The sequence below is a fragment of the Ruegeria sp. BG6 genome (assembly GCF_056538465.1).
The window spans coordinates 57,959-76,688 of record NZ_JBQFTB010000015.1; the positions used below are offsets into that span (position 1 = coordinate 57,959).

The following is an 18,730-nucleotide window of genomic DNA, read 5'->3' on the forward strand; positions in this document are numbered from 1 at the left end:
CCTTCAAACCGTGACTGGTTTGCCGGCCATCCGGACCTCGGCAATGGCCCGGTCATCCCCCATCATGATGGTTGGGAAAACGGCTTCCCACAGGTCTTCTGCGCAGGCTTCGCGCTGGGCAATGGCCGGGGTCGAGGCCAGGTCGATAACCACCAGGTCCGCCTCCATCCCCGGGGCGATATTGCCGATGCAATTGTCCATCCGTAGGGACCGGGCCGATCCCACGGTGGCCAGCCACAACAATTGTGCCGCATGCAACGGCGATCCGCGCAACTGGCCGATCTCGTAAGCTGCGGCCATTGTCCGCAACATCGAGAAACTCGATCCTCCGCCGGTATCCGTCGCCAGCCCGACCCGGTGACCGTCTTTCATCAGCCCGGCCATGTCGAACAGGCCCGAGCCTATGAACGTGTTCGAGGTCGGGCAGTGAATCAGGGCCGCATCCAGTTCGCGCAACCGGTCGCGTTCCCGTGGCTCAAGATGAATGGCGTGACCATACAGGCCATGGCTGGCCAGCAGGCCGAACTTTTCGTAGGTGTCCAGGTAGTCGCGCGCGTCGGGAAACAGCGTCCGGACCCATTCGATCTCATCTGTCTGTTCGCTCAGGTGCGTCTGCATCAGGCAATGTGGGTGCTCGGCCCACAATGCCCCCATGGCTTCAAGCTGTTCCGGGGTCGAAGTTGGTGAAAAACGGGGCGTAATGGCATAGGACAGCCGGTCGATGCCGTGCCATTTCTCCAGCAGTGCTTCGGACTGATCATAGGCCGTCTGCGCCGTGTCGCGCAGACCCTCGGGCGCATTGCGATCCATGCAGGTCTTGCCGGCCACGACCCGCTGTCCACGCTGCTGCGCCGCAGTGAAAAAGGCGTCGACGCTTTCCGGGTGGATGGTGCAGAAACTGCACATCGTTGTTGTCCCATGCGCAACCGTCAGGTCCAGATACCGGTTGGCGATCTCGCTGGCATAGGTGATTTCACCAAACTTCATCTCTTCGGGGAAAGTATAGGAGTTCAGCCAATCGATCAGCCGCTTGCCCCAGCTGGCAATCATGGCTGTCTGCGGATAGTGCACATGCGCGTCAACGAACCCTGCCATGATCAGGTGCTGTCCGTGATCGACGATTGCGGCATCCGGATGCGCTTCTGTCAGGCTCCGGGTGTCACCTACGGCCGCGACATGGCCGTCATCGATGACGACCGCCTCGCTGATGGTGACGGCATCTGTCGGTTCACCTTCGAAAGGTGAGCCCGAAAAGCTCAGGACACGTCCCTTCAACAGTGTTTTTTGCGCCATTTCCGCTTTCCTCCGCCCGGCTGAGACCGCGAAACACCATAAGCGCGCGGAAGATGCCGGTAAATTGGCGCATTGTCATTGTTTTCCGGTAGCTGCTTCTTCTAATTAGGGGCAAATGGAAATTCGCGGGGGCAGCATATGACAACAGGCTTTGATGAACCCGTAACCGAGTCCGCCGAGGACGAAGATGTCTACGCGCTGGACCGCCGGACTGTGGCAGCCATCCTTTATGCTGTCGATGTAGAAGATCGCGACAAACTCGTCGAATTGATGGAGCCGCTGCACGCGGCTGACATCGCCGACCTTCTGGAGCAGATCAATCCGTTCGATCGTGCCCGGCTGATCCGTTTGTATGACAAGGAGTTTGACGGCGACATTCTTTCCGAACTGGATGAAGTGGTTCGGGAAGAGGTGATTGGCGTTCTGCGCCCGGATGTTCTGGCCGATGCTGTCCGCGATATGGAAAGCGACGATGTCGTCGACCTGCTGGAAGACCTTGAGGAACCTCAGCAGGAAGCCATTCTGGGCGCGCTGGAGCATGCCGAGCGGATCGCGGCCCTGCAGGCGCTGTCTTACCCGGAAAATTCCGCCGGTCGCCTCATGCAGCGCGAAGTGGTCATGGCGCCCGAGCATTGGACAGTGGGTCAGGCCATTGATTTCATGCGCGCCAATGACGACCTGCCCGAGCAATTCTATCACGTCATTCTTATCGATCCACGCCTGAAACCGGTGGCGCAGGTCGCCCTGGGAAAACTGATGGCAACCCGGCGCGAAGTTCCGCTGCGCGACATCGCAGAAGAGGAATTCTATACCATCCCCGTCGATCAGGACGAAGAGGATGTGGCCTATGCCTTCAACCAGTACCACCTGATCTCGGCTCCGGTCATGGATGACGATGGGCGGCTGGTGGGTGTAATCACCATCGACGATGCGATGGTTGTTCTGGACGAAGAACACGAGGAAGACATCCTGCGTCTGGCCGGGGTCAGCGACGAAAGCTCACTGTCCGACAGCGTGGCTGCGACCAGCAGGCGCCGACTGCCGTGGCTGGCGGTGAACCTGTGTACCGCCATCTGTGCCTCGCTGGTGATTTCGCAGTTCGAAGCGGCCATCGACCAACTGGTAGCTCTGGCGATCCTGATGCCGATCGTTGCATCGATGGGCGGCAATGCGGGCACTCAGTCGCTGACGGTTGCCGTGCGGGCACTGGCAACACGCGACCTGACCGGTTCGAACGTTAGGCGCGTGATCCGACGGGAGTTGCTGGTTGGGATGCTCAACGGTCTGTGTTTTGCGGTCGTTCTGGGCACGGTTGGCATGTTGTGGTTCGATTCGCCGCTATTGGGTGTCGTGATCGGGTCCGCGCTGGTCGTGAACATGATCATCGCGGGCTTTGCAGGTACGGTAGTACCGGTCTTGCTGGACCGTATGGGTGTTGACCCGGCGCTGGCATCTGGAACCTTTGTGACGACAACCACGGATGTCATGGGGTTCTTCATCTTTCTGGGGCTTGCCAGCGTGGTGCTATTGTGACCGAAACGACCGATCTGACAGAAATCAAGGCCGCCGCCCGAAAGGCCGCTTTCGCCCGCCGCAAGGCGGCGTTTGACACGCGCATGCCCGGCGCGGCAGGGCGGTTGTCCGAGGTGCTGGCCGGGTACCGCGGGGTGCCGCTGTCGGGCTACATGCCGATCCGCACCGAGATCGACCCGCTGGCGGCAATGGCCGAGGCGTCGGCCTACGGGCCGGTCGGCGTTCCGGTGATTCAGGCCGCGGGGCAACCACTGAGGTTTTCCCGTTGGACCCCCGATGGTGTTTTGAAAGATGGGCCGTTTGGCGCCAAAGTGCCCGAGGTCGACGACTACTTCGACCCCGAGATCCTGATCGTGCCACTGGTTGCCTATGACGCGCAGGGCGGCAGGCTGGGCTATGGCGGCGGGTTCTATGATCGCACGCTGGAGGGGCTGCGCGCCAAACGCCCGACGTTGGCCATCGGGTTTGCATTTGATGCACAGCAGGCCGAGGGGTTGCCTCTGGAACCGACAGATCAGCCGCTGGATATGGTGATCACTGAAAGCCGCGTTCTGACCTTTTCCGATTGAACGTCAGGCCGGGTTGTTTTCGCGGAAATATTCCCAAGCGTCGACTTCGCGCCCGTCTTCCAGAATGCAGACGCCGGACTGGCCGTCAGCACCGTCCCGGATCTCATACCGTGCGCCGCTTTCCACGCAAAAGGTCGCGGCCGGGTTGGCCAGCTGAGTGGAAGACTCGCCGGAAGAAGGCTGATCACATGCTGCCAGCGGAGCCAGACCAAACATCGCCACAAAGATGCGGAACATATAAATTCTCCTGTGTTGGGTGTATTGACGGATTATGCAGACAGTTTAACCGCTTGTGCTTGCCTGATGCCACACTTAGGACGGTTTGAATGAGGATACTTTTTCTGGGTGACGTCATGGGCCGTGCGGGACGCGCGGCCATACAACAGCATCTGCCGCGTCTGCGCGACGAATGGCGGCTGGATTTCGTTGTGGTCAACGGTGAAAACGCCTCGAACGGGATGGGGCTGACAGGTGATCACGCAAAGCTGTTGCTGGATGCGGGGGCCGATTGCCTGACACTGGGCGATCATGCGTTCGACCAGAAAGACATGCTGCAATTCATCGAGAAAGAATCGCGCATCGTGCGACCGGTGAATTTCGCCAAGGGTGCGCCCGGTCGGGGGCATCGTCTTTTCAACGCGCCGGGTGGGCGCAAGGTGCTGGTTGTGCAGGTTTTGGGGCAGGTGTTCATGAAGCGGCCCTTTGACGATCCGTTCTCGGCCATCGAGCCGATCCTCAAGTCGCATCCCCGTGGCGGGCAGGCGCAGGCCATCATTGTCGACATGCATTGCGAGGCAACGTCCGAAAAAATGGCCATGGGTCACTATTGCGACAGGCGTGCCAGCCTTGTGATCGGCACGCACACGCATGTGCCGACGGCAGATGCGCAGATATTGCCGGGCGGCACGGCTTATCTGACGGATGCCGGGATGTGCGGAGACTACGATTCGGTCATCGGCATGGACAAGCAGGAGCCGATGAGGCGGTTTATCACCGGAATGCCCAAGGCCCGGTTCACACCTGCGAATGGCGAAGCCACTCTAAGCGGAGTTTTTGTCGAAACCGATGATCGCGACGGTCAGGCCAAGTCGATTCACATGGTGCGGGTGGGCGGCCGACTGCAACAAGCAGGCCCGCCGGGTGCATGACAGGCTTGCTCAACCCCGAGCAATGCGTGAAACTGCATGTCAGGCGCTCAGGCCGGGTTAGGGTTCGGACAGAATACCACGAATGCAATTCCTTCAATTGACAGACACCGGCAGCGCGATACTGGCGCTTGCGATTGTCGCGGGCATGTTCGTCATGTTCCTGCGCGAAATCTATCCGACCGAGGTCGTTGCCATCGGTGGGGTCGCACTGATGCTGGTAACCGGCATTCTGCCCTACCAAAGCGCGCTTGCGGTCTTGTCCAACCCGGCCCCGTGGACCATCGCCGCGATGTTTATCATCATGGGCGCTCTGGTCCGGACAGGGGCGTTGGACGCCTTTACATCGACGGCGCAGAAACAGGCGCAGGTCAATCCACGAATAGCAATTGGCCTGTTGATGGGGTTCGTCATTCTGGCCTCGGCCGTCGTGTCCAACACACCGGTGGTTGTTGTGATGATCCCGGTGTTCGTACAGATCGCACGAACGCTGAACATGCCCGCCTCGAAGTTGCTGATTCCGCTGAGCTATGCTGCCATTCTGGGCGGAACCTTGACGCTGATCGGCACCTCGACCAATCTTTTGGTCGACGGCGTTGCCCGGGCGCAGGGAATGACCCCCTTTACCATCTTCGAAGTGACCCCGTTGGGGATCGCTCTGGTGATTTACGGAATGATCTACCTGCGCTTCATCGCGCCGCGCCTGCTGCCTGCACGCGACAGTATGGCCACGATGCTCAGCGACCGTTCGAAGATGAAGTTCTTCACCGAAGCGGTGGTGCCGCCTGACAGCAACCTGATCGACCGAGAAGTGATGGGCGTGCAACTGTTCAAACGCCCCGGAGTGCGCCTGATCGACGTGATCCGGGGGGACGAGTCGCTGCGGCGAAATCTGAAGGACGTGAACCTGAAAGTCGGGGATCGCGTTGTTCTGCGGACCGAGATGACCGAGTTGCTCAGCCTTCAGCGCAACAAGGAACTCAAGCGGGTCGATCAGGTTTCCGCTGTCGAAACCAAGACGGTCGAGGTTCTGATCACACCGGGCTGCCGCATGGTTGGCCGAACCCTTGGTGCGCTGCGCCTGCGCCGCCGTTATGGCGTTTACGTGCTGGCCGTGCACCGCCGGAACCAGAATATCGGACGTCAGCTGGATGATCTGATCGTGCGCGTGGGCGATACCCTGCTGCTGGAGGGTGCGCCCGCGGACATTCAGAGATTGGCGGCGGATATGGATATGGTCGATGTTTCCCAGCCTTCGGCGCGGGCGTTCCGGCGCAGTCACGCGCCAATTGCCATCGGCGCTCTGGTGGGCATCGTCGCTCTGGCGGCCCTTGGTGTGGCACCGATATTGCTGTTGTCGATCCTTGCGGTTGCCGTCGTTCTGATCACCCGATGCATCGACGCGGATGAGGCGTTTTCCTTTATCGAAGGCCGGTTGCTGGCCCTGATCTTTGCGATGCTGGCAATCGGGGCGGCCCTGGACAAATCCGGCGCCGTTTCGCTGATTGTCGAGGCGATCGCGCCGGGCCTGAGTGCCCTTCCGCCGTTCCTGATTATCTGGGCAGTCTATCTGCTGACATCCGTTCTGACCGAGTTGGTCTCGAACAATGCGGTGGCAGTTGTGGTGACGCCTATCGCTATCGGACTGGCGCAGGCGGTTGGCATCGATCCGCGCCCGTTGGTGGTGGCGGTCATGGTGGCGGCGTCCGCGTCTTTTGCGACCCCGATCGGGTATCAGACCAATATGATGGTCTATGGCCCCGGCGGGTATCGGTTTACCGACTTCCTGAAGGTCGGCGTTCCGCTGAACCTGACAGTTGGTTTATTGGCCTCGCTTCTGATCCCGCTGATCTGGCCATTGTAACACCGGCGTGGAACCGCCGAAATTGGCGGGCTGCTCTTGTAAATGCCGATCCGGGCACAATCTTTTCTGCTTAGAGTATCAAAGCAAGGACAGAACAATGCCTTTTCCCAGGATCGGGCAGGCCATCGTCGCCTGCGCAGTATTTTTGACCCTGCTTGGCAGCCAGAGTTCCGCCGGAACTCTGACCGGAACCGCCACATATCGCGAACGGATAGCGGTTCCGCCCGATGCGACCCTCTATGTGCAATTGCAGGATGTTTCGCGTGCGGATGCCCCGGCGCTTACGCTCGCCTCTCAGCGTTTTGCCCTTGATGGTGTACCGGCGACATACGAACTGGCTTACGATGACGCGTTGATCCGTGATGAAATGCGCTATGTCGTCCGGGGATCGATTTTTCTGGGCGACAAGTTATTGTTCACCACCGATACCGCTTATCCCGTGTTGACCGGAGACGCTGGTAACACCGCAGACCTTTTGCTGGTGCAGGCCCGCCCACAGGGCGCGGAAGCTTTGGAAGGGACGACCTGGGTGGCGATGGGTCTGAACGGTGCGGTTCCGGAAACGGACAAATTCCCCGAAATAACATTTGCTGAAGATGGCAGTTTTTCTGGCAGCGGCGGATGCAATCGCTTTTCCGGTCAGGCAGAGATAGCCGGCACCGATATCGCTTTTCCTGACAACATGGCGGCCACATTGCGGGCGTGCCCGCCGCCACAGGATGAGGTCGAGCGGGAGTTCTTCCAGGCACTGCAGGACGTGACCGCCTATGCGTTCAAAGGCGACACGCTGAATTTTCTGAACAGTACCGGCGAACCGGTCGTGCAACTAAACCGCGCAAAGTAAATCGTCAGGCCACGGCCCGGGACCGTCCTGCGTTGCGGCCTGAGAAAATGCAGCCACCCAGAAACGTGCCTTCCAGCGCGTTGTATCCGTGATAGCCGCCGCCGCCGAATCCCGCGACCTCGCCGGCGGCGAAAAGGCCGGGCACGGTCTGCCCGTCTGCGCCGATCATCTGGCTGTCCAGATTGGTTTGCAGACCCCCCAGCGTCTTGCGTGTCAGAACATGCAGTTTGACGGCGATCAGTGGCCCGTTTGAAGGATCAAGGAACTTGTGCGGCTTGGCCGTGCGAATCAGCCGGTCGCCGCGATAGTTGCGCGCCGCCAGGATGGCCATCATCTGTGCATCTTTCGAGAACGGGTTGTCGACCTGCGAATCCCGCGCTTCGATCTGGGCGCGCAAATGAGCTTCGTCAATCAGGTCATCGCCCAGATGGTTCATGCCCCGCACCAGTTCGGTCAGGGTGTTGGCAACGACGAAATCCTCGCCCTTTTCCTTGAACGCCTCGACCGGCCCGGTGGCTTTTGAGCCGGATAGGACACGTTGCCGGATCACCTCTTTCCAACTGCCCGAGGTGAAGTCCGGGTTCTGTTCGGATCCCGAAAGGGCAAATTCCTTCTTGATCACTTTCTGGGTCAGGACAAACCAGCTGTATTCGTATCCCGTTTTCAGGATTTCACGCAGCGTGCCCAAAGTGTCGAAACCCGGCAGGCAGGGCGGTTCCATCCGGTTGCCCTTGGCATCGAACCACATTGAGCTGGGGCCGGGCAGAATGCGGATTCCGTGGGCTGGCCAGATCGGATCCCAGTTCCGCACGCCCTCGGTGTAGTGCCACATCCGGTCGCCGTTGATGACATGCCCGCCCGCCTTTTCGCTGATCGGGATCATCCGGCCATCGACGTGAAAGGGAACGCCCGCAACCATGTCCTGCGGCGGAGCGCCCAGACGCTCGCGCGGCCAGCTTTTGCGCACCATTTCGAAGTTGCCGCCAATGCCGCCGGACGTGACGATGATTGACGGCGCATAGAACTCGTACTCGCCAACCTCGTCGCGGTTGGTCTTGCCACCGCGCTGGGTGTCGTCGTCGGCCAGAACCTCGCCCGAAACGCCTTTGGCCGCGCCGTTCTGCATGATGATGTGGCTGACCTGATGGCGGAATTCCAACCGGATCAACCCGGCGCTGACATGTTCGTTCACCCGGCGGATGAAGTGTTCCAGCACGCCCGGTCCGGTGCCCCATGTAATGTGAAAGCGCGGGACCGAATTTCCATGTCCATCCGCGAAAGATCCGCCGCGTTCGGCCCAGCCCACCACCGGAAACCAGCGCAGGCCCATATGATGCAACCACGGGCGCATCTCGCCAGCGGCAAACTCGACATAGGCTTCTGCCCATTTGCGGGGCCAGAGGTCATCGTCACGGTCAAACTGCGCACTGCCCATCCAATCGCGCAGGGCAAGATCCTGACAGTCGCGGATGCCCATGCGGCGTTGCTCGGGCGTGTCGACCATGAACAATCCGCCAAGGCTCCAGAACGCCTGACCGCCCAGAAAGTGTTCAGGTTCCTGATCAACGATGATCACTTTCTTGCTGCGGTCGCCAAGTTCCGCCGCCGCTGCCAGACCGGCAAGACCGCCGCCAACGACAATTGCATCTGCAGTATTGTTGGTCATGAAATGTCCTTTCAGCGGTTGCGGAACCAGACGAGAAACGGAAGAGCCACGAAATACATTGTGATGCCATAAACGGCCGAGGGCAGGGCCAGCGGGCTGAACCCGCTTTCTGTTCCAGTGATCAAGGCCGCCAGCGTGATACCCAGTGTCGAGTTCTGAATGCCGGTTTCGATGGAAATCGTCTTGCTTTCATTCCACGACAGATTGGCTGCGCGCGCCAGTCCCAGTCCGATCAGCAGCAGCGCCAGGTTCAGTGTGACCAGCCCGGCACCCATGATGCCGAGGTTGTCGATGAACAACTGCCAGTTTCCGGCCAGGGCGGCGATGACGATCAGGATGAATAGGATAGTAGCGGTTTTGGCCAGCGCGGGTTCGACCCGGTCGGCAAACCCGGTTGCATAATGGCGCAGGCCGACACCAATGGCCACGGGCAGGGTGGTGATCAGAAACATGGCGATGGCCAGCCCGCTGATCGACACTTCGGGCGCATCCTCGGCCATAAAATGGCTGATCGACCATGCGGCCAGTACGGGCACGGTCACGATGGACAACAGGCTGATTACGGCGGTCAGACTGACGGACAGCGCGACATCGCCCCTGGCAAGCCGGGACAGGATGTTGCTGGTCACGCCGCCGGGGCAAAAGCTAAGCAACATGAACCCGACTGCGATTGCGGGCGGCAAGGCGAACAGCTTGACGACGGCAAAAGCGGTGACGGGCAGCAAAACTACCTGAGACAAGGCACCGATCGCGAACGGATACCGTCGGCTTAGCACGCGACGGAAATCGGCCGCCTCCAGTCCGATACCAAGAGACAGCATGATGATGGCCAACGAAATGGGCAGGCCGACATTGATGAGCAGATCCAAGAACAACTCCTCCCAAAGCTGTTCGGATCAACCTATGCGAGGGGCGACGGATCAGGCAACCACGTCGTTGGGTCAGCCATAGCGCTGAGCGAACCGCCGCAGGATTTCGCCGGGTTGGGTAACGTCGGCGGCGTGGCACAGATCGATCAGCGTTTGCGCATCTTCTGGCGGGAAATAACCGTGGTCTTTGTAGATGTTGATGCGCTGTTCAAAGTCCCCTGCATCCGCCTCAGGGTGGAACTGCGTGGCATAAACGTTCTGCCCCCATCGGATCATCTGGAACGGGCAGGGGTCCGAAGCCACCAGATGCACGCAACCATCCGGCAGGTTCTGGACGGCTTCCTTGTGGCCAACAAAGGCTTCGAATTCTGATTGCAGACCCGCGGTCAGCGGGTCGGCCGCGCCGGCCTCGGTCAGGCGACAGATTGAAGGGCCGACCGGCTCGCCAAAGCGTTTTTTGCTGACGTCGCCCCCCAGATGTGCGGCCAGAATGCCCAACCCGTAACAACAGCCCATAAAGGGATGATCCAACGCGGTGATTTGCGGCATCAATCCCATGATGGTGTTTTCGATACGAGCATCCAGCGGCGATTTCGAAGCCGGATCGTCACTGACGCAGCCGGGACCTCCCCCCACGATAATGCCCGCGTAGTCCGAAACACTAAGCCCCTCGGGCAAAGTCTCGCAATCCAGCCGGATGCGATGGGTCTGGTCTGCGTGAAGCCCGGTTTTGTCGAGAATCGAGGCGTACTCGGCGTCCGATGCATCAGTTTCCGGGCGCAGTTGCAGGATCAAAAAGCGTTTCATGTGCTGCCCTTACCCGTCAAAGCGGCCAGAACACAAGTATGGCCGGAACCGAAACCGCGATAATCAGGATCTCCAGCGGCAGGCCTATGCGCCAATAGTCGCCGAAACGATATCCGCCCGGCCCAAGAACCAGTGTGTTGTTCTTATGCCCGATGGGCGTCAGGAACGCAGCCGAGGCGGCAACTGCGACTGTCATCAGGAATGGATCGGGCGACACTTCAAGCGTTCGGGCCATCTGGATGCCGACAGGGGCCGCAACGATGGCAGTTGCCGTGTTGTTCAGAACATCCGAAAGGGTCATCGTGACGATCATCAGCACGGTCAGAATGGCCCAGGCGGGCAGACCGTCCGTCAGTTGTATCAGCGCGTTTGCGATCAATTCGGTGCCGCCTGAAGATTCCAACGCACTGCCCAACGGGATCATAGAACCCAGAAGGACAACGACCGGCCATTCAATATGGTTGTAGATATCGGCAATCGGCATGATCTTGGTCAAAACATAGGCGACGACGACCAGTCCCAGGGCAATCGGCAGGTAGATCAGGCCGATGCTGGCAGCCAGTACGGCGGCGGCGAAAAGTCCGATGGCAAGCCACGCTTTGTCGTTTGCCGTGACATTCAGCCCGCGCGTGGCCAGCGGAAGACAGCCGAGCCATTCAGTAACGTCCGCCCCCTGATCCCGTGGGCAAAGCAGCAGCAGGATGTCACCCGCTTCAACCTGGGTCTTCCGGACCTGTTCGGTGATGTTGCGGCCTTGACGCGAAATGCCCATCAGTACGGTACTCTGCCGCCAGGCAAGGCCCAGCCCTTGCGCTGTGCGGCCCGTGATGCGGGCGCTTTCGGGGGCGACGACTTCGATCACTTCCAACCCGTCGCCTTCGGCGGTCAGCAACTCCTGTCGCCGCGTGTCCGAGAAATCCAGGTTGAGTGCCGTGCGGAACTCATCCAACGCCTCGGGTCGCGCCTCAAGAACCAGCGCGTCGCCCTCGTGCAGCGTGGCATGGGTGGATCGGCCATAGCGGCGTTTGCCATCCCGGATCAGCCCGATGATGGCGACGTCCGATTTTTCCGCCACCTCGTAAAGCTCACTGACCCGTTTGCCGATATGAGGGGACTCTGGCGGAACCGTGAGTTCAGCGATGTATTCGGCCAGCGCTTCGGAGGTTTCCGTCTGCGGCCCCCGGTCCGGGATCAGTCGCCATCCGATCAGCGCAACAAAGGCCAGCCCGGCAATCGCGGCCAACCCACCAACGGGGGCGAAATCGAACATGTGGAACGGCTCGCCCAGTGTTTCAGCCCGGATTGATGCAATGATGATGTTGGGCGGGGTGCCGATCAGCGTGGCCATGCCGCCCAGAATGGTTGCAAAACTTAGCGGCATCAGGCTTAGCCCGACCGATCGACCCGCCTTGCGGGCGGTCTGAATGTCCACTGGCATCAGCAGCGCCAGCGCCGCGACGTTGTTCATAAAGGCCGACAGCACGGCCCCGATCCCGCCCATCAGCGCGATATGGGCGCCAAGTCCGCGCGACGCATCGACCAGGGTGCGGGTGATTAGGAACACCGCGCCGGACCGCACCAACCCGGCAGAGACCACAAGGACCAGCGCGACAATGATCGTGGCCGGATGGCCGAAACCGGAAAATGCGTTGTCAACGGGCACAACGCCCAGCACAACACCGATCAGAAGCGCCGAAAACGCGACCAGATCGTATCGGACCCTGCCCCACAGAAGCAGTGCAAATACGGTTATGAAAAGTGCGAATAGAATGATCTGGTCAGTCGTCATGGGGCCACCATACCCGCGCTGACGGGTTGGACAAGCCGCTCTCTTGATCCCACACCCTGCAACCGTCTATATGAGCGCCGAATACGCAATCACTATCACGAGGACGCAACATGGCAGGCCATTCCAAATGGGCCAACATCCAGCACCGCAAGGGGCGTCAGGACGCCGCGCGGTCCAAACTGTTTTCCAAGCTATCGAAAGAAATCACCGTTGCCGCCAAGATGGGCGATCCCGACCCCGACAAGAACCCGCGCCTGCGTCTGGCGGTGAAAGAGGCCAAGTCGAACTCGGTTCCCAAGGATGTGATCGACCGCGCCATCAAGAAATCGCAGGCGGGCGAGGGCGACGATTACGAAGAAATCCGGTACGAGGGCTACGGCCCGAATGGCGTGGCCGTAATCGTTGAAACGATGACCGACAACCGCAACCGGACCGCATCGACCGTCCGGTCGACCTTTTCGAAGAACGGTGGAAACCTGGGCGAGACCGGGTCGGTCGGCTTCATGTTCGACCGCAAGGGCGAAGTGGTCTACCCGGCCTCGGCAGGCGACGCGGACACCATCTTTGAAGCGGCCATCGAGGCGGGTGCCGAAGACGTCGAAAGCTCGGACGACGGGCACATCATCTGGTGCGCGGATACCGATCTGAACGACGTGTCCAACGCGCTTGAGGCCGCGCTGGGCGAGACCGAGTCGACCAAGCTGGTCTGGAAGCCCACAACAACGACCGAGTTGGGCCTCGAGGACATGCAAAAACTGATGAAACTGGTTGATGCGCTGGAAGATGACGATGATGTGCAGCGCGTCACCACCAATTTCGAGGCCTCGGACGAGGTTATGGCGCAACTGTAAGGCGTCGTATGACTGATTGAGAAACCCGGCCCGTCAGGCCGGGTTTTTTTGTGCCCTCGGTCTGACGAGTTGTCAGAAGAAAGACGAGATGTCTTCCAGCGGTTTCTTTAGTTTTGCAACGGACGGGACGGTCGCTTCTGTAGCGGGATGGCCCACTGCGATGATCATTGTCGGTTTTTCGTATGCAGGTCGGTTCAGTGCATCATTGAGAAATCGCATGGGGTTAGGGGTGTGTGTTAAAGCGCTGAGCCCGGCGTGGTGCAGCGCCGCCAGCAGAAACCCGGTGGCGATGTTGACGCTTTCTGGGACGTAGTAATTCTTGTACCGGGTACCGTCATCGAACTGCCCCCAACGCTGGGCGAAGACGACAATCAGCCAGGGGGCGACGGTGAGGTGTTCCTTGACATCGTTTGTCCCAATCGGCTCCAGCGCCTTGATCCACTCATCACCAGCACCGCCTGCATAGAACCGGCGTTCTTCCTCCTCAGCCTCCTCCCGGACGCGCTGTTTGAGCCCCGGGTCAGATACGGCCACGAAATGCCATGGCTGATGGTTGGCGCCGGATGGGGCCGTTCCCGCAGTGCGGATGCAACTTTCAATCACCGCCCGCGGAACCGTTCGGTCGCAATAGTCGCGGACCGTGTGGCGCTTGCGCATGACGTCATAAAAGCTTTCGGCTGCCGTTGCCATCTCAACGTCTGTCATATCGCTGCGGTCCGGCAGCGGTAATGGGGTGTAGTTAATTTTATCACGTGAAAACATTGTATTCCTCTGGGTATTTAATCTTTGTTCGACGTGGTTATTCCGGGATCAACCACTGGGCGGCGGCTTGTCTGACCGCTTTGGTTAAGGGTTTCAAGGCTGGCGCCAGTACACGGCCCACCTGCCAACTGAGCGGGATGTCCAAAGGCGTGTCTGGAATGACTTCCTGCAAGCGCCCTGCGGCAATCGCCGGACGGACCAGCGTCTCAGGGTTCATGCCCCAACCCAATCCGGCCAGGGCTGCGTCGACAAACCCGTGTGAGGACGGCAGATAGTGCGACGGCGGTGAAATCCGACCGCTGAATTGGCGGGCAATCCACATCTTCTGCAAATTGTCCTTTCTGTTGAACGTCAGACACGTGGCCCGCGCCAGTGACGTTGCGTCGACACCATTCGGAAACCACTTCGCCATGAAAGCGGGACTGGCTGTCGGCAGATAGCGCAGGACGCCTAGCGGTGTGGTATCGCATCCGGTCACGGGCTGTCCGCCCACGGTGATCGCCGCACTGACCTCGCCGCGCCTGAGCCATTCTGCCGAATGGTCCTGATCATCCACGACCAGATCAAACAAAATACCCCGCGTCTGCGCCATCGCATCAATGAACCATGTCGCAAGAGTGTCCGCCGGAATGGCGATGCGTACTCTTGCTGGTTCCGGACCCTGCTTAAGGGTCAGTTCGCGGGACAACTGCGCCTCAAGAAGGCTGATGTCCTCAGCGTGCCTGGCAATGCGAATACCTGCAGGCGTACCCGAGCAGGGCGTGCCGCGGTTGATCAAAGCGGCACCGACGCGATCTTCCAGCGCTTTGATACGTTGTGAAATGGCCGAGGGCGTAACGGCCAGCTCGGACGCAGCCGCTTCGAAACTGCCGTGACGCAGAATCGCCGACAAGGCGGACAGGTGGTTGGGATCCAGCATCATTAGCTGCGCTTAATCTGGCTCAACATCTTTAATTTGATAGATCGCCTTGTTGGTTTTAGTCAACGGTCGGAACGCAGGAGGTTTCATGTCCACATCTCTGATCGCCGGTTTTGCCTTGGGCTTTAGCCTGATCCTGGCCATTGGCGCCCAAAACGCCTTTGTCCTGCGGCAGGGTTTGCGTCGCGAACATGTCTTCACCCTTTGTCTGACCTGCGCCGTCTCGGATGCCGTACTGATCGCCGCCGGTGTCGCCGGGTTTGGCTCGCTGGCGCAGGCCGCTCCCTGGTTCGAGCCGGTAATGCGGTATGGTGGCGCCACCTTCCTGACATGGTACGGCCTGCGCAGCCTGCTGTCGGCCTGGCGTGGCGGCGCAGTGATGGAGGTGGGAAGTGGGCACCGTACCAGCCTGCGGGCGGCTTTGCTGGCTGTTCTGGCCTTCACATGGCTCAACCCGCATGTCTATCTGGATACGGTTGTTCTGATCGGGTCGATATCGGCGCAGTATGACGACCGACTGGGATTTGCGGTCGGAGCCATGCTTTCCAGCTTTGTTTTCTTCTTTTCACTGGGATATGGCGCGCGGATCTTGTCGCCCATTTTCACCCGCCCCCGGGCATGGCAAATTCTTGATGTGGTGATCGGGATCATCATGTTGGCCATTGCACTGAAACTTGTTGCGATGTGAAGGGTTGTCCCGCCGCCGGTTTCGGTGTTCAACCACTGACATGACAACAGCAGCAGTATCCATCCGCCCGATCGCAGGTATGTTCTGGATGTTCTCCGCCGGGCTGTCCTTTGTCATGATGACGGCCCTGGTGAAGACCCTTGGTTCGTCCATGGATCCAATACAGGCGGCCTTTCTGAGGTATGCGCTGGGGCTGGTGTTTCTGCTGCCTGCCTTGCGGACGATCATGGCAACGCATCTGACCAAAAGAGACCTGACGTTGTTCGGGCTGCGGGGGATTATCCACGCCGTGGCGGTCATGCTGTGGTTCTTTGCCATGACGCAGATCCCCTTGGCCGAAGTGACGGCAATGAACTACATGACACCGATTTACGTCACGCTGGGCGCGGCGCTGTTTCTGGGGGAAAAGCTGGCCTTTCGCAGGATTGCCGCGATTTTGGTTGCCCTGATCGGGGTTCTGATCATTCTGCGCCCCGGGTTTCGAGAGGTTTCGCCAGGCCATGTCGCCATGTTGGGAACGGCGCTGACCCTTGGTGGGTCTTACCTGTTGGCCAAGCTTCTGGTCCGGGATATCCCGCCTTCGGTCGTGGTCGCGCACCTGTCAATCTGGGTTACAATCGCCCTGATCCCGTTTGCCTATGCCGTCTGGACCCCGCCCAGCCTGCACGATTTGGGTGTATTGTTTCTGATCGCCTGTTTCGCGACAGCTGGTCATTACTTCATGACGCTGGCCCTTCAGGCGGCACCTGTTGCGGTAACCCAGCCGGTCACGTTCCTGCAACTGATCTGGGCAACTTTGATGGGTGCACTGGTATTTCATGAACGGGTTGATGTCTGGGTGGTTGCTGGCGGAACGCTGATCCTCGCCGCCGTCAGTTTCATCTCATGGCGCGAAGCGGTCCTGAACCGCAGTGCCGTAACGCCGCCGGGAGTCGGCCCGAAATACTGACGCCGCTCGCTCGGCCTGAACGTTATTGATTGACGAGTCAATAAAACCCCCTTAGCGTTTGGTAAACCCAGCTGCTGAGAGGTAGGCATGCCAAAACTCGGAATGGAGCCGATCCGTCGGGATGCAATCGTCCGCGCGACGATTGCCGAGCTTGGTCTGAAAAAATCCCTCGACGTGACCGTCAGCCAGATCGCCAAACGGGCGGGCATGTCCAGCGCGTTGGCGCATCACTATTTCGGCGGCAAGGATCAGATCTTTCTGGCCGCCATGCGCCGCATTCTATCCGATTTCGGTGCCGAAGCCCGCGAGCAACTGAAAGGCGCTGAAGCAGGGGAAAGACCTCAGGCCATTATCCGGGCATGCTTTGCACCCTCGTGTTTCACACCCGATGTGATCGCTGCCTGGATGACCTTTTACGTTCTGGCGCAAACCAATGACGATGCGTTGCGTCTTTGGCAAATCTACCAGTCGCGGATCAGATCCAACCTGATCGACAGTTTGCGACCGCTGATGAGTGACCCGGTTGAAGCTGCCGAGAACATGATTGCCCTGATCGATGGGCTGTATATCCGCGCGGCGCTGAGCGCACCGGAAGAGCCGCAACTGGCCGTTAACCACGCAATGCGTGTCCTCAACACTTTGCTCGAGGCTGAAAAATGACAAAGCCGAACATTCTGATCCTGATGGTGGATCAGCTGAACGGAACCCTCTTTCCCGATGGTCCCGGAGACTGGCTGCATGCGCCCAACCTGAAGAAACTGGCCGCGCGTTCGACCCGTTTTGCAAATGCCTATACCGCGTCGCCCCTTTGTGCGCCCGGTCGGGCCAGTTTCATGTCCGGCCAGTTGCCTTCGCGCACCGGTGTCTACGACAATGCGGCCGAGTTCCGTAGCGATATTCCCACCTACGCGCATCACCTTCGTCGCGCAGGCTATTACACCTGCCTGTCCGGCAAGATGCACTTCGTCGGTCCCGACCAGATGCACGGATTCGAGGATCGCCTGACCACTGACATTTACCCGGCCGATTTCGGCTGGACACCGGACTATCGCAAACCCGGCGAGCGAATAGACTGGTGGTATCACAACATGGGTTCGGTGACAGGCGCGGGCGTGGCCGAAATATCGAACCAGATGGAATATGATGATGAGGTTGCCTATAACGCCCAGGCCAAGCTATACGATCTGGCGCGCGGCAAAGACGACCGCCCCTGGTGCGTGACCGTCAGCTTCACCCACCCGCACGACCCCTATGTTGCCCGGCGCAAGTACTGGGATCTTTACGAGGATTGCGAGCACCTGCTGCCCGAGATCGCCGATATCGGCTACGACAATCAGGATCCGCACGCAAAACGGATCTTCGATGCCAATGACTGGCGCAGTTTCGACATTACCGAAGAAGAAATCCGCAAATCTCGGCGCGCCTATTTCGCCAACATCACCTATCTGGACGACAAGATCGGCGAGATCATCGAGGTGCTGGAAACGACGCGACAAGAGGCGATCATCATGTTCGTCTCAGACCACGGCGACATGCTGGGCGAGCGGGGCCTGTGGTTCAAAATGAACTTCTACGAAGGCTCGGCACGGGTGCCGCTGATGATCTCGGCCCCTGATCTTCCAACAGGGCGTATCGACGCCCCGGTATCGACCATCGACGTGACACCGACGCTGGGCGCTCTGGCTGGCGTCGACATGGACGAGATCGCGCCATGGACCGACGGCGAGAACCTAGTGCCCTTGGCTCAGGGCGGCGAGCGCACCGCGCCCGTGGCCATGGAATACGCGGCCGAAGCGTCTTATGCGCCGCTTGTCTCATTGCGCTACGGCAAGTGGAAATACAACCGCTGCACACTGGACCCGGATCAACTGTTCGACCTTGAGGCCGATCCGCACGAACTGACCAACCTTGCCTTGAACCCCGAACACGCTGGCACACTGCAAACCCTGCGCGCGAAATCCGAGGCGCGCTGGGATCTGGATCGTTTCGACGCAGACGTGCGGGCCAGTCAGGCGCGCCGCTGGGTCGTGTACGAGGCGTTGCGGCAGGGGGGATATTATCCGTGGGATTACCAGCCGCTGCAAAGAGCATCGGAGCGTTACATGCGCAATCACATGGATCTGAATATCGTCGAGGAAAACGCCCGCTTCCCGCGCGGCGAATAACCTCTTCATCTTTTTGA

Annotated in this window: 18 protein-coding genes; 10 read left to right on the forward strand and 8 right to left on the reverse strand. The window is 59.7% G+C overall.

Features of this window, described 5'->3' with window-relative positions:
* Window positions 1-3 precede the first annotated feature (3 nt).
* Entirely contained in the window at window positions 4-1,293 is a 1,290-nt protein-coding gene (guaD, locus tag ACR0JW_RS20605) for a guanine deaminase (RefSeq protein ID WP_170682015.1), read from the reverse strand.
* A gap of 138 nt (window positions 1,294-1,431) precedes the next feature.
* Here guaD and mgtE point away from each other — a divergent pair, with 138 nt between their 5' ends.
* On the forward strand, window positions 1,432-2,826 hold the full coding sequence (mgtE, locus tag ACR0JW_RS20610) for a magnesium transporter (protein WP_170609891.1): 1,395 nt from the start codon (window positions 1,432-1,434) through the stop codon (window positions 2,824-2,826).
* Window positions 2,823-3,395, forward strand: a complete 573-nt coding sequence (locus tag ACR0JW_RS20615) for a 5-formyltetrahydrofolate cyclo-ligase (RefSeq protein WP_170682014.1) — start codon at window positions 2,823-2,825, stop codon at window positions 3,393-3,395. The genes mgtE and ACR0JW_RS20615 overlap by 4 nt, the downstream gene beginning before the upstream one ends.
* Window positions 3,396-3,398: 3 nt before the next feature.
* On the opposite strand, the gene ACR0JW_RS20620 is transcribed toward ACR0JW_RS20615, so the two are convergent.
* Window positions 3,399-3,632, reverse strand: a complete 234-nt coding sequence (locus ACR0JW_RS20620; RefSeq protein WP_170682013.1) for a DUF333 domain-containing protein — start codon at window positions 3,630-3,632, stop codon at window positions 3,399-3,401.
* A gap of 89 nt (window positions 3,633-3,721) precedes the next feature.
* Between ACR0JW_RS20620 and ACR0JW_RS20625 the strand changes: the two genes are divergently transcribed.
* From ACR0JW_RS20625 to ACR0JW_RS20635, 3 genes are all read left to right on the forward strand, one after another.
* Entirely contained in the window at window positions 3,722-4,543 is an 822-nt protein-coding gene (locus tag ACR0JW_RS20625) for a TIGR00282 family metallophosphoesterase (RefSeq protein ID WP_170682012.1), read from the forward strand.
* Window positions 4,544-4,625: 82 nt separating this feature from the next.
* On the forward strand, window positions 4,626-6,404 hold the full coding sequence (locus ACR0JW_RS20630; protein WP_170682011.1) for an SLC13 family permease: 1,779 nt from the start codon (window positions 4,626-4,628) through the stop codon (window positions 6,402-6,404).
* Window positions 6,405-6,501: 97 nt separating this feature from the next.
* Window positions 6,502-7,248: a YbaY family lipoprotein gene (locus ACR0JW_RS20635; protein ID WP_480714382.1), complete on the forward strand. Its 747-nt coding sequence runs from the start codon at window positions 6,502-6,504 to the stop codon at window positions 7,246-7,248.
* Window positions 7,249-7,252: 4 nt separating this feature from the next.
* On the opposite strand, the gene ACR0JW_RS20640 is transcribed toward ACR0JW_RS20635, so the two are convergent.
* From ACR0JW_RS20640 to ACR0JW_RS20655, 4 genes are all read right to left on the reverse strand, one after another.
* Entirely contained in the window at window positions 7,253-8,914 is a 1,662-nt protein-coding gene (locus tag ACR0JW_RS20640; protein WP_170682009.1) for an FAD-binding dehydrogenase, read from the reverse strand.
* 11 nt (window positions 8,915-8,925) lie between these two features.
* Window positions 8,926-9,783 carry a bile acid:sodium symporter family protein gene (locus ACR0JW_RS20645; protein ID WP_170682008.1) on the reverse strand — a complete coding sequence of 286 codons (858 nt, stop codon included), beginning with the start codon at window positions 9,781-9,783 and terminating at the stop codon, window positions 8,926-8,928.
* Between the two features lie 72 nt (window positions 9,784-9,855).
* Window positions 9,856-10,590: a glutamine amidotransferase gene (locus ACR0JW_RS20650; RefSeq protein ID WP_170682007.1), complete on the reverse strand. Its 735-nt coding sequence runs from the start codon at window positions 10,588-10,590 to the stop codon at window positions 9,856-9,858.
* A gap of 16 nt (window positions 10,591-10,606) precedes the next feature.
* Window positions 10,607-12,379, reverse strand: a complete 1,773-nt coding sequence (locus tag ACR0JW_RS20655; RefSeq protein WP_480714383.1) for an SLC13 family permease — start codon at window positions 12,377-12,379, stop codon at window positions 10,607-10,609.
* Between the two features lie 110 nt (window positions 12,380-12,489).
* Here ACR0JW_RS20655 and ACR0JW_RS20660 point away from each other — a divergent pair, with 110 nt between their 5' ends.
* On the forward strand, window positions 12,490-13,230 hold the full coding sequence (locus tag ACR0JW_RS20660; protein WP_170609910.1) for a YebC/PmpR family DNA-binding transcriptional regulator: 741 nt from the start codon (window positions 12,490-12,492) through the stop codon (window positions 13,228-13,230).
* Between the two features lie 72 nt (window positions 13,231-13,302).
* Here the strand turns inward: ACR0JW_RS20660 and ACR0JW_RS20665 are convergent, their stop codons facing one another.
* The gene (locus tag ACR0JW_RS20665; protein ID WP_480714384.1) at window positions 13,303-13,992 is read right to left on the reverse strand and encodes a nitroreductase family protein; all 690 of its coding nucleotides are present in this window, start codon (window positions 13,990-13,992) and stop codon (window positions 13,303-13,305) included.
* Window positions 13,993-14,029: 37 nt separating this feature from the next.
* Window positions 14,030-14,914 (reverse strand): LysR family transcriptional regulator ArgP, encoded by an 885-nt coding sequence (locus ACR0JW_RS20670; protein ID WP_170682004.1) that lies wholly within the window; start codon window positions 14,912-14,914, stop codon window positions 14,030-14,032.
* Window positions 14,915-14,999: 85 nt separating this feature from the next.
* Between ACR0JW_RS20670 and ACR0JW_RS20675 the strand changes: the two genes are divergently transcribed.
* From ACR0JW_RS20675 to betC, 4 genes are all read left to right on the forward strand, one after another.
* Window positions 15,000-15,599 carry a LysE/ArgO family amino acid transporter gene (locus tag ACR0JW_RS20675; protein ID WP_170682003.1) on the forward strand — a complete coding sequence of 200 codons (600 nt, stop codon included), beginning with the start codon at window positions 15,000-15,002 and terminating at the stop codon, window positions 15,597-15,599.
* A 40-nt stretch (window positions 15,600-15,639) separates the two neighbouring features.
* Window positions 15,640-16,548 carry a DMT family transporter gene (locus ACR0JW_RS20680; RefSeq protein WP_170682002.1) on the forward strand — a complete coding sequence of 303 codons (909 nt, stop codon included), beginning with the start codon at window positions 15,640-15,642 and terminating at the stop codon, window positions 16,546-16,548.
* A gap of 87 nt (window positions 16,549-16,635) precedes the next feature.
* Window positions 16,636-17,208, forward strand: a complete 573-nt coding sequence (gene betI / locus ACR0JW_RS20685) for a choline-binding transcriptional repressor BetI (RefSeq protein ID WP_170609919.1) — start codon at window positions 16,636-16,638, stop codon at window positions 17,206-17,208.
* On the forward strand, window positions 17,205-18,713 hold the full coding sequence (gene betC / locus ACR0JW_RS20690) for a choline-sulfatase (protein WP_170682001.1): 1,509 nt from the start codon (window positions 17,205-17,207) through the stop codon (window positions 18,711-18,713). The genes betI and betC overlap by 4 nt, the downstream gene beginning before the upstream one ends.
* Window positions 18,714-18,730: the final 17 nt, after the last annotated feature.

Excerpts from the sequence above, each read along its gene's own strand:
- guaD (WP_170682015.1), bottom strand. The coding sequence starts at position 1,293 with ATGGCGCAAAAAACACTGTTGAAGGGACGTGTCCTGAGCTTTTCGGGC.
- mgtE (WP_170609891.1), top strand. The coding sequence starts at position 1,432 with ATGACAACAGGCTTTGATGAACCCGTAACCGAGTCCGCCGAGGACGAA.
- ACR0JW_RS20620 (WP_170682013.1), bottom strand. The coding sequence starts at position 3,632 with ATGTTCCGCATCTTTGTGGCGATGTTTGGTCTGGCTCCGCTGGCAGCA.
- ACR0JW_RS20625 (WP_170682012.1), top strand. The coding sequence starts at position 3,722 with ATGAGGATACTTTTTCTGGGTGACGTCATGGGCCGTGCGGGACGCGCG.
- ACR0JW_RS20630 (WP_170682011.1), top strand. The coding sequence starts at position 4,626 with ATGCAATTCCTTCAATTGACAGACACCGGCAGCGCGATACTGGCGCTT.
- ACR0JW_RS20635 (WP_480714382.1), top strand. The coding sequence starts at position 6,502 with ATGCCTTTTCCCAGGATCGGGCAGGCCATCGTCGCCTGCGCAGTATTT.
- ACR0JW_RS20640 (WP_170682009.1), bottom strand. The coding sequence starts at position 8,914 with ATGACCAACAATACTGCAGATGCAATTGTCGTTGGCGGCGGTCTTGCC.
- ACR0JW_RS20650 (WP_170682007.1), bottom strand. The coding sequence starts at position 10,590 with ATGAAACGCTTTTTGATCCTGCAACTGCGCCCGGAAACTGATGCATCG.
- ACR0JW_RS20655 (WP_480714383.1), bottom strand. The coding sequence starts at position 12,379 with ATGACGACTGACCAGATCATTCTATTCGCACTTTTCATAACCGTATTT.
- ACR0JW_RS20660 (WP_170609910.1), top strand. The coding sequence starts at position 12,490 with ATGGCAGGCCATTCCAAATGGGCCAACATCCAGCACCGCAAGGGGCGT.
- ACR0JW_RS20665 (WP_480714384.1), bottom strand. The coding sequence starts at position 13,992 with ATGTTTTCACGTGATAAAATTAACTACACCCCATTACCGCTGCCGGAC.
- ACR0JW_RS20670 (WP_170682004.1), bottom strand. The coding sequence starts at position 14,914 with ATGATGCTGGATCCCAACCACCTGTCCGCCTTGTCGGCGATTCTGCGT.
- ACR0JW_RS20675 (WP_170682003.1), top strand. The coding sequence starts at position 15,000 with ATGTCCACATCTCTGATCGCCGGTTTTGCCTTGGGCTTTAGCCTGATC.
- ACR0JW_RS20680 (WP_170682002.1), top strand. The coding sequence starts at position 15,640 with ATGACAACAGCAGCAGTATCCATCCGCCCGATCGCAGGTATGTTCTGG.
- betI (WP_170609919.1), top strand. The coding sequence starts at position 16,636 with ATGCCAAAACTCGGAATGGAGCCGATCCGTCGGGATGCAATCGTCCGC.
- betC (WP_170682001.1), top strand. The coding sequence starts at position 17,205 with ATGACAAAGCCGAACATTCTGATCCTGATGGTGGATCAGCTGAACGGA.